The 12,576-nt window shown below is 68.5% G+C and carries 15 protein-coding genes, 1 tRNA gene and 1 pseudogene; 9 read left to right on the plus strand and 8 right to left on the minus strand.

The window, feature by feature from the left end; all coding sequences use genetic code 11:
* Positions 1-24 precede the first annotated feature (24 nt).
* The 4 genes from ACODRV_RS16050 to ACODRV_RS16065 all read right to left on the minus strand — a co-directional run bounded on the left by ACODRV_RS16050 (position 25) and on the right by ACODRV_RS16065 (position 3,613).
* Positions 25-1,512 (minus strand): lysozyme, encoded by a 1,488-nt coding sequence (locus tag ACODRV_RS16050; RefSeq protein ID WP_488909005.1) that lies wholly within the window; start codon positions 1,510-1,512, stop codon positions 25-27.
* Positions 1,513-1,637: 125 nt separating this feature from the next.
* Complete coding sequence (gene mgtE, locus ACODRV_RS16055) at positions 1,638-3,053, minus strand: magnesium transporter (RefSeq protein ID WP_488909006.1); 1,416 nt, start codon at positions 3,051-3,053, stop codon at positions 1,638-1,640.
* A gap of 118 nt (positions 3,054-3,171) precedes the next feature.
* The gene (locus ACODRV_RS16060) at positions 3,172-3,420 is read right to left on the minus strand and encodes a GIY-YIG nuclease family protein (protein WP_141627265.1); all 249 of its coding nucleotides are present in this window, start codon (positions 3,418-3,420) and stop codon (positions 3,172-3,174) included.
* Positions 3,421-3,528: 108 nt separating this feature from the next.
* Positions 3,529-3,613: transfer RNA gene (locus tag ACODRV_RS16065), tRNA-Leu, on the minus strand.
* Between the two features lie 113 nt (positions 3,614-3,726).
* On the opposite strand from ACODRV_RS16065, the gene ACODRV_RS16070 reads away from it, so the two are divergent.
* Together ACODRV_RS16070 and ACODRV_RS16075 are read left to right on the plus strand one after the other, a co-directional pair.
* Positions 3,727-4,689, plus strand: a complete 963-nt coding sequence (locus ACODRV_RS16070) for a hypothetical protein (protein WP_488909007.1) — start codon at positions 3,727-3,729, stop codon at positions 4,687-4,689.
* A gap of 13 nt (positions 4,690-4,702) precedes the next feature.
* Entirely contained in the window at positions 4,703-5,257 is a 555-nt protein-coding gene (locus ACODRV_RS16075) for a fasciclin domain-containing protein (protein WP_488909008.1), read from the plus strand.
* Between the two features lie 20 nt (positions 5,258-5,277).
* Here ACODRV_RS16075 and ACODRV_RS16080 read toward each other — a convergent pair.
* Positions 5,278-5,656: pseudogene (locus ACODRV_RS16080) on the minus strand (four helix bundle protein).
* A 63-nt stretch (positions 5,657-5,719) separates the two neighbouring features.
* Entirely contained in the window at positions 5,720-6,016 is a 297-nt protein-coding gene (locus tag ACODRV_RS16085; protein WP_141627262.1) for a FliM/FliN family flagellar motor switch protein, read from the minus strand.
* A 30-nt stretch (positions 6,017-6,046) separates the two neighbouring features.
* On the opposite strand from ACODRV_RS16085, the gene lipB reads away from it, so the two are divergent.
* The 3 genes from lipB to ACODRV_RS16100 all read left to right on the plus strand — a co-directional run bounded on the left by lipB (position 6,047) and on the right by ACODRV_RS16100 (position 8,857).
* Positions 6,047-6,763, plus strand: coding sequence for a lipoyl(octanoyl) transferase LipB (gene lipB / locus ACODRV_RS16090; protein WP_488909009.1), 717 nt, complete (start codon positions 6,047-6,049; stop codon positions 6,761-6,763).
* A gap of 61 nt (positions 6,764-6,824) precedes the next feature.
* Complete coding sequence (locus ACODRV_RS16095; RefSeq protein ID WP_488909010.1) at positions 6,825-7,823, plus strand: AraC family transcriptional regulator ligand-binding domain-containing protein; 999 nt, start codon at positions 6,825-6,827, stop codon at positions 7,821-7,823.
* Positions 7,820-8,857, plus strand: coding sequence for an SDR family oxidoreductase (locus tag ACODRV_RS16100; protein WP_488909011.1), 1,038 nt, complete (start codon positions 7,820-7,822; stop codon positions 8,855-8,857). Before ACODRV_RS16095 ends, ACODRV_RS16100 begins: the two co-directional genes overlap by 4 nt.
* 6 nt (positions 8,858-8,863) lie before the next feature.
* On the opposite strand, the gene ACODRV_RS16105 is transcribed toward ACODRV_RS16100, so the two are convergent.
* On the minus strand, positions 8,864-9,481 hold the full coding sequence (locus tag ACODRV_RS16105; RefSeq protein ID WP_488909012.1) for a TetR/AcrR family transcriptional regulator: 618 nt from the start codon (positions 9,479-9,481) through the stop codon (positions 8,864-8,866).
* A 36-nt stretch (positions 9,482-9,517) separates the two neighbouring features.
* On the opposite strand from ACODRV_RS16105, the gene ACODRV_RS16110 reads away from it, so the two are divergent.
* From ACODRV_RS16110 to ACODRV_RS16125, 4 genes are all read left to right on the plus strand, one after another.
* Complete coding sequence (locus ACODRV_RS16110; RefSeq protein WP_488909013.1) at positions 9,518-10,306, plus strand: SDR family NAD(P)-dependent oxidoreductase; 789 nt, start codon at positions 9,518-9,520, stop codon at positions 10,304-10,306.
* A 7-nt stretch (positions 10,307-10,313) separates the two neighbouring features.
* Positions 10,314-11,321, plus strand: a complete 1,008-nt coding sequence (locus ACODRV_RS16115) for an NADP-dependent oxidoreductase (RefSeq protein WP_488909014.1) — start codon at positions 10,314-10,316, stop codon at positions 11,319-11,321.
* A gap of 95 nt (positions 11,322-11,416) precedes the next feature.
* Positions 11,417-11,566 (plus strand): hypothetical protein, encoded by a 150-nt coding sequence (locus ACODRV_RS16120; protein WP_488909015.1) that lies wholly within the window; start codon positions 11,417-11,419, stop codon positions 11,564-11,566.
* Complete coding sequence (locus ACODRV_RS16125; protein ID WP_488909016.1) at positions 11,567-11,743, plus strand: hypothetical protein; 177 nt, start codon at positions 11,567-11,569, stop codon at positions 11,741-11,743.
* On the opposite strand, the gene ACODRV_RS16130 is transcribed toward ACODRV_RS16125, so the two are convergent.
* Complete coding sequence (locus ACODRV_RS16130) at positions 11,724-12,485, minus strand: hypothetical protein (protein WP_488909017.1); 762 nt, start codon at positions 12,483-12,485, stop codon at positions 11,724-11,726. The two genes, ACODRV_RS16125 and ACODRV_RS16130, sit on opposite strands and share 20 nt — an antisense overlap.
* Between the last annotated feature and the right edge of the window lie 91 nt (positions 12,486-12,576).

The raw sequence follows: 12,576 nt of genomic DNA on the forward strand, positions 1-12,576 counted from the left end.
TTACGAGGTGAGTTGAACTCCGTCTCAGCCCTCGTCGTCGGCCCGCTTCCCGGCCTTGCGGTACAGGTTCCAGGCCGAGACGCCCACGCAGATCACGCCGATCAGGGCCAGAACCCAGGCGATCACCGAGAAGTCGTCCAGCGGCGAGCGGTCGGACATGGCCTTGCGGAAGGCCGCCGCCGAGGCGGCGCACGAGAACAGACCCAGCCCGCCCATGATCATGTAGGGGCCGGTCTCGATCCAGTCGAAGCGGCGCGGTGCGGCGGGCTCCACCTCGTGACGCAGCACCGCCAGCGGCGGTTCGTCCTCGAACAGCACCGTTTCTTCGGTCCCGGTCGCCGGTTCGCGCTGTTCGGCGCCCCAGACGGGACGGTCGACCTCGACGAAGTCCGCCTCGACCGCCGGGGTCAGCTCCAGCGGGGGAAAGGGCGAGGCCGTCGGGGCCTGTCCGAAGACCGGCAGTTCGACGGGCGCTTCTGCTCGTGCAGCGGCGACGATCAGCGGCTCGACCGGCGCGGCCGCCGGGGCCTCGACGGCTTCGGCCACCGGCTCCGGCGCCGGCTCAGGCTGGGCGGCCTCGCCCGGCGCCTCGGCGATGACGGGCGCTTCCGCTTCGGCGACCGGCTCAGGCTCCGCGACCGGCTCGGGCTCGACCTCCGGTTCGGCGACCGGCCCCAGCGTCGGGAACCCCGGCAGAGGCCCGACCGCCAGGGTCGAATAAGGCGAATACCGCTGGAAGAAGGCGGCGTTCGGCGCCTCGCTCACATCGGCCCGCTTTTGCGGCGCCCAGACGGACGGCAGCGGCAGCGGCCTGGGCGTGGCGACGGCTTCGGGGCCCGGCTCGGGCTCCACAGGCTCGGGCGTAACTTCGACTTCCGGTTCCGGCGCGGGACTTTCGACGGGCGCTTCAGGCTCCGCCTCCGGCGCATGCGGCTCGCCCAGCAGCGAGGCCACGGCGGCGGCGCGGCTCAGCGGCGCGGGGTCGTTCGCCGTTTCGGCGACAGGTCCACCGACCGGCTCCGGTTCGACAGTCTCGACGGCCTCCGGCGTAACCATCACCGGCGGCGGGGGCAGGGGCGCGGCCAGCAGGTCGGACAGCAGCACCGGCGCGGCCGGATCGGCCACGAACAGCGCCCGCTCCGCCGCCCGGCGACGCAGGGCCGCATCCGCCGTCACCGTCTCCGGCCAGCCGATCAGGGCGTCGGCGGCCTCGCCCGTCTGTCCCGCATTGACGCGCTTCAGCACGTCCGAGCCCAGGAAGCGGTCCACGCCCACCGACACGGCGAAACTGGCCAGGGCGTCGAACTGGTGCTGGTTCAGCGGGGCTTGGACCTGTTCGTTCAGGGCCCTGGCCACCGGGATCAGGTCGTATTGCAGCAGCAGTTCCGCATCCGCCTCGCCTACCGTCAGCCCCTCGCGGGCCGAGGCGGTGTGGCCATAACCGATCACCCAGCGTCCGTCCTCGCGCCGCACGGCGCGCGGCCGGAAGCTCTCGAAGCTCTTGATGAGCACGATCCCCGCACGGGAGACCTTCAGACGGGGCCTGTTCGTATCAACCACAGGGATGTGTTCCAGATCGGGACGGACGCTTTCGCTTACGGAGAGACCCCGCAAGACCCACGCCGCTCACGGTTTCGTCAGAGCAGGACGAGGGTCGCGAGGCCGAGGAAGATCAGGAAACCAAAGAAATCCGTCGTGGCCGTGACGAACACCGCCGAGGACACCGCCGGGTCGAACTTGAACTTCGACAGCGTCAGCGGCGTCAGCACCCCGATGGTCGCCGCCACCAGCAGGTTGAGCACCATGGCCGCCGCGATCACCAGACCGATGCGCCAGTCCTCGTCCCGGAACCAGAATCCCGCCGCGACCCCGATCAGCGGGGCCAGCACCAGACCGTTGGCGACGCCGACCGCCAGTTCGCGCAGGAAGGTCCGCATGGCGTTGGCCGAGTTCAGTTCCCGTGTCGCCAGCGCGCGCACGGTCACGGTCAGGGCCTGCGTCCCCGCATTGCCGCCGATGGCCGACACGATGGGCATGAGAACGGCCAGCGCGACGATCTGCTGGATGGTGCCCTCGAACAGACCGATGACGCTGGCCCCCAGGGCCGCCGTCGCCAGATTGATCGCCAGCCAGGGCACGCGACCGCGGACGATCTCCGACACGGACGAGCCCCGGTCCTCGTCGGACACGCCGGCCAGACGCAGGATGTCCTCGCGGTTCTCTTCCTGAATGATGTTGACGATGTCATCGACGGTGATCTGCCCGACCAGACGCCCCGCCGCGTCGATGACCGGAGCCGAGATCAGGTGATATTTCTCGAAGATGTAGGCGACCTCTTCCTGGTCCTGGTCGACGGCGATCTCGTTCACCGGCTCCATGATGTCCAGCAGGGTCGTCGCGCGGGGGCTGCGCAGGAGCTGGCTGACCGCCACCCCGCCGATGGGGCGGTTCACCGGGTCGACCACATAGATGTCGAAGAACAGCTCGGGCAGTTCCTCGCCCTGCTTGCGGATGTGGTCGATGGTGTCGCCGACGTTCCAGAACTGCGGCGCGGCCATCACCTCGCGCTGCATCAGACGTCCGGCGGAGTCCTCCGCATAGCCCAGCGAGCTTTCGATCGCCGCGCGATCGACCTCGGGCATGGCGGCCAGCACCTTCTCGCGCTGATCGTCCTCCAGATCCTCCACGACCGCCGCGGCGTCGTCCGAATCCAGTTCCTGCAGCGCCTCGGCCAGCGTCCCGTGCGGCACGCGCTCCAGCACCTCCTCGCGGATGCTGTCGTCCAGCTCGGGCAGGGTCTCGGCCAGCAGCTCCGGCGGCAGCCACAGCACCACCACGCCGCGATGCTGCTCCGTCAGGAAGCCCATCAGGTCGGCCACGTCGGCGGGGTGCAGGTCTTCCAGCAGCGACCGCAGCTTCAGCCCGTCGCCGTCATCGGCGGCGTCGACCACCTTCTCCACGAAGCCGGGCGTCAGGACGTAGTCCTCGTCCAGCGCGATGTGTTCGATGTCTACGTCTTCGGGCGAATGAGGGGCGGGTGCGGTGGTGCTCACGCTGCGGCCTCCCTCAGTGTTTCAAACCAGCCTTAGCCGATGATTCGCCTTGAATAAGTCAGGCGCGGCCATGCGCGCCCGGGGTGTCTGGTTTCTGTCCACCATGGGCCCGCCACGGTCAAGATGACCAAAGCCGTTTACGCGCGAAAGCGTGCCCCGAGCCCGACTTCAGATACAGTTCGAACGCCTCTGCCTGACGGCGACTCGAGAAGGCAATGTAGGTGACGATCCGCCAAGGAGCGTACTTCGCGGTATGTATGGATTTCCCGCTGTTATGCTCCAGCAGGCGAGCTTTCAGATCGGAAGTCACGCCGACATAGCGTCTGGCCGGATCGGCGTGACTTTCGAGCAGATAGACGTAGTGCACGGCGACCTCGGTAAGGGCAGCCCTGCTACGCCAAGGCTTCGCAGGGCATCCTGCTTCGCCTCACTCCAATGTCCAGTCCTGCGAAGCCCCGCAAGGGGCGAAGCAGGATGGTGCGGTCGAGAAGACTCGAACTTCCACGGGTTGCCCCACAGCGACCTCAACGCTGCGCGTCTACCAATTCCGCCACGACCGCTCGCATCGGAGGGCGGCTGATAGCGGAGGTCGCGGGGAAAGGGAAGGGGGCGCCGGAACTGGTGTTCAAAGAAGACGTTTTTGACACCCGCGGGGCGCTGTTGAGGATCGAACATGTCCAGACTTATTCCGCTGGCGCTCGCGCTGGCCATGACCGCAGCGCCGGCGGCGATGGCGCAGGATCACGGTCGCGGCCACGGCCCTGAAAAGGGCGCTCCGCGTGGCGGCCCCGCACAGGACAGGGGACCGGACCGGGCGCAGCCGCGTGGACCTGAACAGGCCCGGGGCGGCGAGCGTGGTCCCCAGGCCCGGCCCGAACAGCGCGCGGATCGCGGCCCCGACCGTGAGGGTCGCGAGGACCGCCCGAATTCGGGGCGTCCCGACCGGCCTGACCGTGTCGCGCCTGTCCCCGCGCCCATCCCGGTTCTGGAACGCGACCGGGATCGCGACCGCGACCGAATCGTCCGTGACCTCGTTCGCTTCGAGCCCCGGCGCGAGCGGGTCGTCATCAACGGCTGCCCTCCCGGACTGGCGCGCAAGGACAACGGTTGCCTGCCGCCCGGGCAGGCCCGGCGCATCGAAGCCGAGCGCCGCGCCCGCTATGACTATGTCTGGGATCGCTGGGCGCGGAATGGCGAGCGCTACCGCTATGACGACGGCTATCTGTACCGGGTGAACACCTCGGGCGGCCTGCTGGGCTGGCTGCCAGTGCTCGGCGGGGCCCTGTCGACCGGCTCGATCTGGCCGACGCAATACAGCTACCAGCCCGCCCCGACCTATTTCACCGACTATTACCGCCTGCCGGACCGGTACGATTACCGCTACGCCGACGGCGTCATCTACGGCGTGGACCGCCAGAACAACGGCATCAGCCAGATCGCGGCCCTGCTGACCGGCCAGCAATGGACCGTCGGCCAGCCCATGCCCTCGGGCTACGACATCTACAACGTCCCCTACGACTACCGCGCCCGGTACGCCGACACGCCGGACCGCTGGTATCGCTACAACGACGGCTATGTGTACCAGGTCGATCCGACCACCCGGCTGGTCCAGGCCGTGATCCAGTTGCTGGCCTGACGGAGCCCGACCGATGCGCAAGATTCTGATCGGGGCGGCCGCGGTCGCCCTCACGCTCAACCTCGGTCTGGCCGCCTGCGGGCAGACGCCGGAGACGCCCGAGGCCGCCGGCGCGCCGCGGCCCTCGACCAGCACCCTCGCGGCCAGCCTGAAGGACAGCGGTGATCTCGGCATGCTGGACGGCGTGGTGCAGGCTTCTGGCCTGCGAACCGCTCTGGAAGGCGTCGGCCCCTACACCATCTTCGCCCCCACCGACTCGGCCTTCACCGCCGCCGGCGGCGCGCCGGGCGAGGATCAGCCGGCCCAGGGCGCCAAGCTGCTTCAGGCCCACATCGTGCCCGGCGCCGTCACCCGCACCGATATCAACGCCGCCCTTGATCGCGCCACCAACGGCCGGGTCGAGATGCGCACCATGGATGACGGCGTCCTTACCTTCACCCGCGAGGGCCAGACCCTGCGCGTCACCGCCCCCGACGGCGCCGCCGCCACCCTCACCGGCACCGAAAGCGCCGCCTCCAACGGCGTCATCCAGCCGGTGGACGCGGTGCTGGTGAAGGCGGCTGGGTAGAGAAAATTAGCGCGTAGGAATTAGGGCGTAGGGTCAGCGCTGCGTCGACTGTTCAGCGCTTTGATCAGGCCTCGCAGCATTTTACCAAGTTCATCCAGATCACGCAGAATCGGTTCGATCGTCCGGGACTCTGTCACGGTCACGCGAGCAGCAAGCAGCAGATGGGTTTCAAGTTCCTTCAGCGAGCCTTGTGACACACGGAGGAACTGGATGAAGCTCGGGCGGCTGTCACGACCGTAGCCCTCGGCGATATTGGCGGCGATCGATACGGCGGCTCTGGGAGGTCAGGCCGAACAGTTCTTCGCGTGGATAGGCGCGGGTTAGTTCATAGGTGGCCGCTGCGACATCCATCGCTTTTTGCCAAACCAGCAGGTCTTTGTAGCTACGAACTCCGGACACCCGAAACTCCGCCAAAAACTCCCTACGCCCTAATTCCTACGCCCTAATTTCTGAGTGCTGCCCTCAAGCCGCCCCGGCCATGAAGTCATACACGTCCGCCGCGCGCGTCACGGTGATCGCGATCCGGTCGTCGCGGATCTCGATCTCGCCACGCGCCACCGGGTGATTGTTGGCCAGGATCCAGACCTCGTCATGCTCCGACGCATCCAGCGGAATCACCGCGCCCCGGCCCATTTTCAGCAGCTGGCTCATGGGCAGCACGGAGCGCCCCAGGACAACCGAGATCTCGACATCGACGGATTCGATCTGGCTCACGGGGGACTCTGATACTGAAGGTGATACGGCGGAGTGGTCTTGCATGGGGCTCCTGATCCCCACATTGGGGGCATCATGCTTTCCCAGTCCTTAAGCGAAACCGTATCAAAGCTGGCGCGCGCCGACGGTCGCCCCGTCGAATGGGCGGTCTCGACCGGCTATGTCGATTATCCCGCCGCCGTCGAGGCCATGGAGGCCCGCGCCGCCGCCATCGCCGCCGGTGAGGCGCCCGAACTGATCTGGCTGCTGGAGCATCCGCCTCTCTACACGGCCGGCGTCTCGTCAAAGGATGAGGACCTGCTCGACGTCGGGCGCTTCCCGGTCCACCGCAGCGGACGGGGCGGCCAGTTCACCTATCACGGCCCCGGCCAGCGCGTGGCCTATGTGATGCTGGACCTGAACCAGCGCGGCAAGGACATCCGCGCCTTCGTCCGCGGCCTCGAACAGTGGATCATCGGCGCCCTTGATGAATTCAACGTCCCCGCTGACGTGCGCGAGGGCCGCGTCGGCGTGTGGGTCGAGCGCAAGGGCCCCGGCTGGTCCCGCGAGGACAAGATCGCCGCCATCGGCGTCAAGGTCCGTAAATGGGTCAGCTTCCACGGTATCAGCCTGAACGTCGAACCCGACCTGACCCACTTCGGCGGCATCGTCCCCTGCGGCATCCAGGACCACGGCGTCACCAGCCTCGTCGACCTCGGCGTCCCGGCCACCATGGACGAGGCCGACGACGCCCTGAAGACCAGCTTCCGCCGGGTGTTCGGGGATGTGACGGAAGGGACGGCGCCGGGCTGAGGCCTGCGATTTGGCGTGATCGGATTTGTCGACGACCCTTGGCCGCCGGTATTTTCGATCCATGCGGACCCCCGGGACCTTCACCCTGTCGCCACGCGCCCTTGAGGCGTTTGATCTGAACCGCCTGTGCGAGCGCGCGGGCGTACCGGCGTCGAACGCCTGGGACACCAGCGACTTCTTCGCCCTCTGGACCGCCGCCGGGCAGGAGATCGAGGATCGTGCGGCGGGGCTGCGGTTCGGCGCCGGCGGGATCGACGGGGGTTATGGCGTGGCCGCCATCGTCGCGCTGCATGCGCCGGACTTCGGCGCCGCCCTGTCCAGCCTGTCCCGATACAAGAGCCTGACCTGCCCGGAACTGGTCGAGATAGAAAGCTTCGGAACAGAGGTGGTGGTCCGCTACCGCTGGCTTCAGGCGACCGGCGCCCCGCCGCGTCTGCTCGTGGACACCGTCCTCGCTTCGCTGGCGGCGCTCGCCGGGCGTGGAAGCGGCGGGCGTGTCGCGCCGGTCCGGGTGGAGCTGTCACGCCGTCCGGCGGACCGCGCCCTGCTCGAGCGCCACTTCGGCTGCCCTGTCGTGTTCGGCGCGACATGGGATGCGATGGTCTTTGACCGTGACGCCCTCACAGTTCCCTTCGTCACCGCTGACAGCGGCGCCTTCGGCCACGTCCTTGAACAGCTCGAGGCCCGGCTGGGGCGAGGGGAGGGCTTTTCCGCCTTCATCGGTCTGGTGCGCGTGGCGATCGCCCGCCAGCTCAGCGAGGGGCGCCCGGCGACCGTGCAGGCGGTATCCGGTCGTCTCGGGACCAGCATTCGGACGCTTCAGCGTCGGCTGACCCGGGACCGAACCTCTTTCCAGATCCAGCTCGGCGGGGTCCGGCGCACGACGGCCGGCCGTCTGCTGGCGGATACCGATCTCGATACGACCGCCATCTCCATGTTGCTCGGCTTCGAGGAGGCGAACTCCTTCGCTCGCGCCTTTCGCGGCTGGGAACAGACCAGCCCCTCGCGGTGGCGCGAACAACGCACCGCCCCCGCCGTCACCGGAGAGCGTCAGCCATGACCCGCAAACACGTCCTCGTCACTGGCGGCTCCGGCTTCATCGCCGGACACTGCATCCTGCAATTGATCGAACAGGGACATCGGGTCCGGGCGACGCTACGCTCGCTTGATCGCGAAGGCGACGTGCGCGCTGTCCTGCATGACGCCGGACTTCAGGATGACACGGCTCTGGGGTTCGTCGCCGCCGATCTGATGCGGGACGACGGCTGGGCTGGGGCCATGAGCGGCATCGACGTCGTCCTGCACGTCGCCTCGCCGGTTCAGCCGGGCCATTTCGAGGATGAGAACCAGCTGATCGCGCCCGCCGTGGACGGCACGCTCCGGGTCTTGCGGACCGCGCGGGACGCGGGCGTCGGCCGTGTAGTGCTGACATCGGCCTTCCACGCCGTCAGCTGGGGCTACCGGCGCGACGGCCGGGTCTTCAACGACGATGACTGGACCATCCTCGACGGCCCCGGTGTCGACGCCTACGGCAAGAGCAAGACACTGGCCGAACGCGCCGCGTGGGGTTTCATCGCCTCCGAAGGCGGGACGCTGGAACTGACCAGCCTGCTGCCCGTCGCCGTCATGGGACCGGTGATGGGCCGGGACATCTCCGGCTCGAACCACATCATCCAGCGCCTTTTGACGGGCGCCGTGCCGGGCCTGCCGAACCTGTACATCCCCATCGTGGACGTTCGCGACGTTGCGGCGGCACATGTCTCCGCGATGACGGCGCCGCAGGCCGCCGGTCAGCGCTTCCTGATCTCCAACGGGGTTCCGTTGTCGATGAAGCAGATCGCCGACACCCTTCGTGAGGCTCTGGGCGCGTCCGCCGAACGCGTGCCGACCCGCACCATCCCCGATCTGGTCCTGCGTCTGAGCGCGATCTTCAACCGGCAGGTGCGGCCCTATGTGGCCGACCTCGGCTATGTTAAAAAAACCACCAACGACAAGGCCCGGCGTCTCCTCGGCTGGACCCCGCGTCCCCCGCGCGAGGCGATTATCGCCGCCGGGGACAGCATGGTCCGCAAGGGGCTGATCCCCGACGGGTGAGATCGTTCAGCCGGCTGTCTTCGCCCTGAGACTGGCCCGGGTCGCGGTCAGGATTTCGTCCGACAGGGCTTCGTCATCGACCGCACGCGACAGGATCACCGCGCCGACCATCGCGGCCCAGGCGCCGATCGCCGCCTGCCGGTCCGCCTCGTCGGGCGTCGCGGAGATCGCCCGGCTGAAGCGGTCTATCTGGGCCCGCACGCCCTGTGACATCGCCGCCCGTCCGTCCGGCGACTGACGGGGCGCATCGGCGGCGAGGGCGGCCGTCGGACAGCCTCCGGCCCGATCATCCCGATGTCCCGGCGACAGATAGGCGTCGATATACGCCTCCAGACCGTCCCCGCGACGGGTCAGGGTCTCCGTCGTCAGATGCGAGACCGTCTGCGCGATCAGGTCGTCCTTCGAGGCGAAATGGCCGTAGAAGCCGCCGTGGGTCAGCCCGGCGGCCTTCATCACTTCCGCCACGCTGACGGCGTCAAAGCCCTTCTCGCGGAACTTCTCACCGGCGGCGTCCAGAATACGCTTCCGGTTGGCCTGCATCTGCTCCCGGCTGACCTTCATCGCCTCATCTCCATCTTCGGGATTGACGGATACATGATGGTGGTCATATTTGGCAACAATCATGATGATTGTCATGATTGGAAAACAGGAGCTGACCCCATGTCTGACCGTCCCGCCGTCCTGATCACCGGCGCCTCCAGCGGCATCGGCGCGACCTACGCCGACCGGTTCGCCCGCCGGGGCCATGATCTGGTGCTGGTCGCCCGCGACAAGGCGCGGATGGAGGCGCTCGCCGATCGCCTGCGCGCCGAAACCGGAGTGGCCATCGACGTGCTTCAGGCGGATCTGACCCGGCCGGACGATCTTCAGGCCGTCGCGGCCCGCCTGCGGGATGATGAGCGGATCAGCGTGCTGGTGAACAATGCCGGGGCCAGTCTGGGCGGCGGCTTCACCCGTCAGGCTACGGATGACGTCCTCAAACTGGTCAGCCTGAACGCCTCCGCCGTCGCCGGTCTGGCCAGCGCGGTCGCGCCCCGCTTCGCCGAAGCAGGGGCGGGGGCCATCATCAACATCGGCTCGGTCGTCGGTCTGGCGCCGGAGATGGGCCTGTCGGTCTATGGCGCGACCAAGGCCTTCGTCCTGTACCTGTCACAGGGGCTGGCCCAGGAACTGGGGCCCCGGGGCGTCTATGTGCAGGCCGTGCTTCCGGCGGGCACCCGCACCGAGATCTGGGACCGCTCCGGCGCCGATCCGGACAAGCTGCCGCCCCTGATGGAGGTCGGTGATCTGGTGGACGCCGCTCTCGCCGGTTTCGACAGTCGGGAGGCGATCACCATTCCGCCCCTGCACCACGGCGCCCTGTGGGACGCCTTCCAGGGCGCCCGTCAGGCGATGTTGCCCAGCTTCGGCAACACCGTCCCGGCCGACCGCTATCGCAAGAAGAGCTGAGGTCGCCATGAAAGCCTGGAGTCTGGACCGCTACGAAAAGGGCGGCGCCTTCCGTTTCGGCGACTGGCCCGAGCCCGTGCCGGGCGATGCGGATGTCGTGATCGAGATCGGCGCCGCCGGGCTCAATCAGCTCGATTCCAAAATCCGGGACGGCGCCTTCAAGCCGATCCTGCCCTACCGTCCGCCGGTCGTGCTCGGGCACGATGTGGCGGGCAGGGTCTCGGCGGTCGGCCCGGCTGTTCAGCGCTTCAAGGTCGGCGACGTCGTCTACGCCCGCCCGCGCGACGGCCGCATCGGCGGCTTCGCCCAGCGGATCGCGGTGCATCAGGCGGATGTCGCCCGCGCCCCCGCCAACCTGTCCGTCGCCGAGGCCGCCTCGATCCCGCTGGTCGGCCTGACCGTCTGGCAGGCTCTGGTCGAGGTGGGGCAGTTGAAGCCGGGCCAGAAGGTGTTCATCCAGGCCGGGTCCGGCGGTGTCGGGACCTTGGCGATCCAGTTGGCCAAGCATCTCGGCGCAACCGTGGCGACCACCACCAGCGCCGCCAACGCCGATCTGGTGCGCGGCCTCGGCGCCGATGTCGTCATCGACTACCACAGCCAGGATTTCGCGACCGAGCTGTCCGGCTACGATCTGGTCCTGCACAGCCTCGATCCGGCCACCCTCGAACGGTCGCTTCAGGTGCTCAAACCGGGCGGCAAGCTGATCTCCCTGTCCGGCCCGCCCGATCCGGCCTTCGGCAAGGCGGCGGGAATGAACTGGCTCATGCGCGGACTGCTGGGGCTCATGAGCCGCCGGGTCCGCCATGCTGCCGCCGCGCGGGGCGTCGACTACGCCTTCCTCTTCATGCGCGCGAACGGAGCGCAGCTCGAAAAGCTGACCGCCCTGTTCGAGGCGGGAACCCTGCGTCCGGTGATCGATCAGGTCCTGCCGTTCGAGGATCTCAACGCCGCCTTCGCCCGGCTGGATTCCGGTCGCGCCCGGGGAAAGATCGTGGTGGCCGCCCCGGAGGTCTGACGGGCGCCTGCCGCATCAACCGGGGCGGCTCGCATCCGACGGTTGGTGCGAACGGCCCGGCGCCATAACGTCCCTCATCCAAACATCGCCGGGGAGTGAGTCATGGGGTTCTGGGTGTCTGTCAGGGCCGGGTCTTCGTCCTGACCGACGAGACCTGCATGTCAGCCTGCCTCGACGCCGTCGACCTGTGGACCCGCTTCGGCGCGGTTCCCGTCGGACGCGAGACCGGCGCCGACACCATCTAGATGGAGGTTCGTGGCGTCCGCATGCCCAGCGGTCTGGGCTCAATGTCCCTGCCGATGAAGTATTACATCGGCCGCCCGCGCGGCCATAACCAGCCGGTCACCCCGACCCACCGCTTCGACGGCGGCATGTCCGACACCGCCGCCGTCGAGGCCTGGATCAACGCCCTGCCACGTTGATCGGCGACGACTTCCGCTTCCGCCGCCGCAGACTGAAGATGCCGCCCAGGATCGCCCCGCCCAGCGCGCCGCCGGCCAGCACCACGGGCAGGACCGGGATGCGTCTCCACCATTCGGGCTCCTGGCGCCGCAGGTCGTTCCAGATCGGCGCGGGGGCGGGGGCCGCCGCGTGGACCCCGCGCGGCTCCGCGATGGGGTCGGGCCGCTTCGGCGGGGGCGGCGCTTCGGGGTCTCGCCCCATCAGCACCCGGATGAAGGCCATGCCGCGCGCGGAGCCGCTGGGGGCGTACAGATCCCCGCCCCGGCACAGGCTGGAATAGATCACGAGGCGCTCATCGTCCGGCCGCCCCGACGGCCCGCGCTTCAACGCGATCACATAGTGTCCGGGCGCGAAGTCGGTCTCTCCCGGAACGAACTGTCGGGGCCAGTCCAGCCGCAGCTGCTTCGGCGCCTCGCCCATCAGGACCTGATCCACCGCGACGTCGACGGTGACGGTTTCGCGGTCAAACCAGCGCTCCCGTTCCACCCGAACAGAGCCGGTCCCGGAGGAAATCCATTCAATATCAAGGTCGCGAACCTTCACCCGCTCGCGGCTGTGCTCTGTCACCCGACCGGCCACCACGGCGTCGGCGTCCTTCACCCAGTGCGGATCGAACGGACGCGGCACGGCGCACGCCTCCGCCGCCGCCGGAGCGACGACGAGCGCGAGGCCGAGGGCCAGAACCGCCGGGGAGGGGCGCATCAGGTGTCCGTCTGCTGCGAGGGAGACCGCCACCCTGACGGGTAAAGCCTGACAACCGGTTTCCCGCGCCGCCGTATTCACGACCCGACGA

This window comes from Brevundimonas sp. FG8 (genome assembly GCF_057808845.1).

Bases quoted from the DNA above. Each gene is read 5' to 3' on its own strand.
- ACODRV_RS16070 (WP_488909007.1), top strand. From the start codon at position 3,727: ATGTCCAGACTTATTCCGCTGGCGCTCGCGCTGGCCATGACCGCAGCG.
- ACODRV_RS16075 (WP_488909008.1), top strand. From the start codon at position 4,703: ATGCGCAAGATTCTGATCGGGGCGGCCGCGGTCGCCCTCACGCTCAAC.
- ACODRV_RS16085 (WP_141627262.1), bottom strand. From the start codon at position 6,016: ATGCAAGACCACTCCGCCGTATCACCTTCAGTATCAGAGTCCCCCGTG.
- lipB (WP_488909009.1), top strand. From the start codon at position 6,047: ATGCTTTCCCAGTCCTTAAGCGAAACCGTATCAAAGCTGGCGCGCGCC.
- ACODRV_RS16095 (WP_488909010.1), top strand. From the start codon at position 6,825: ATGCGGACCCCCGGGACCTTCACCCTGTCGCCACGCGCCCTTGAGGCG.
- ACODRV_RS16100 (WP_488909011.1), top strand. From the start codon at position 7,820: ATGACCCGCAAACACGTCCTCGTCACTGGCGGCTCCGGCTTCATCGCC.
- ACODRV_RS16105 (WP_488909012.1), bottom strand. From the start codon at position 9,481: ATGATTGTTGCCAAATATGACCACCATCATGTATCCGTCAATCCCGAA.
- ACODRV_RS16110 (WP_488909013.1), top strand. From the start codon at position 9,518: ATGTCTGACCGTCCCGCCGTCCTGATCACCGGCGCCTCCAGCGGCATC.
- ACODRV_RS16115 (WP_488909014.1), top strand. From the start codon at position 10,314: ATGAAAGCCTGGAGTCTGGACCGCTACGAAAAGGGCGGCGCCTTCCGT.
- ACODRV_RS16125 (WP_488909016.1), top strand. From the start codon at position 11,567: ATGGAGGTTCGTGGCGTCCGCATGCCCAGCGGTCTGGGCTCAATGTCC.
- ACODRV_RS16130 (WP_488909017.1), bottom strand. From the start codon at position 12,485: ATGCGCCCCTCCCCGGCGGTTCTGGCCCTCGGCCTCGCGCTCGTCGTC.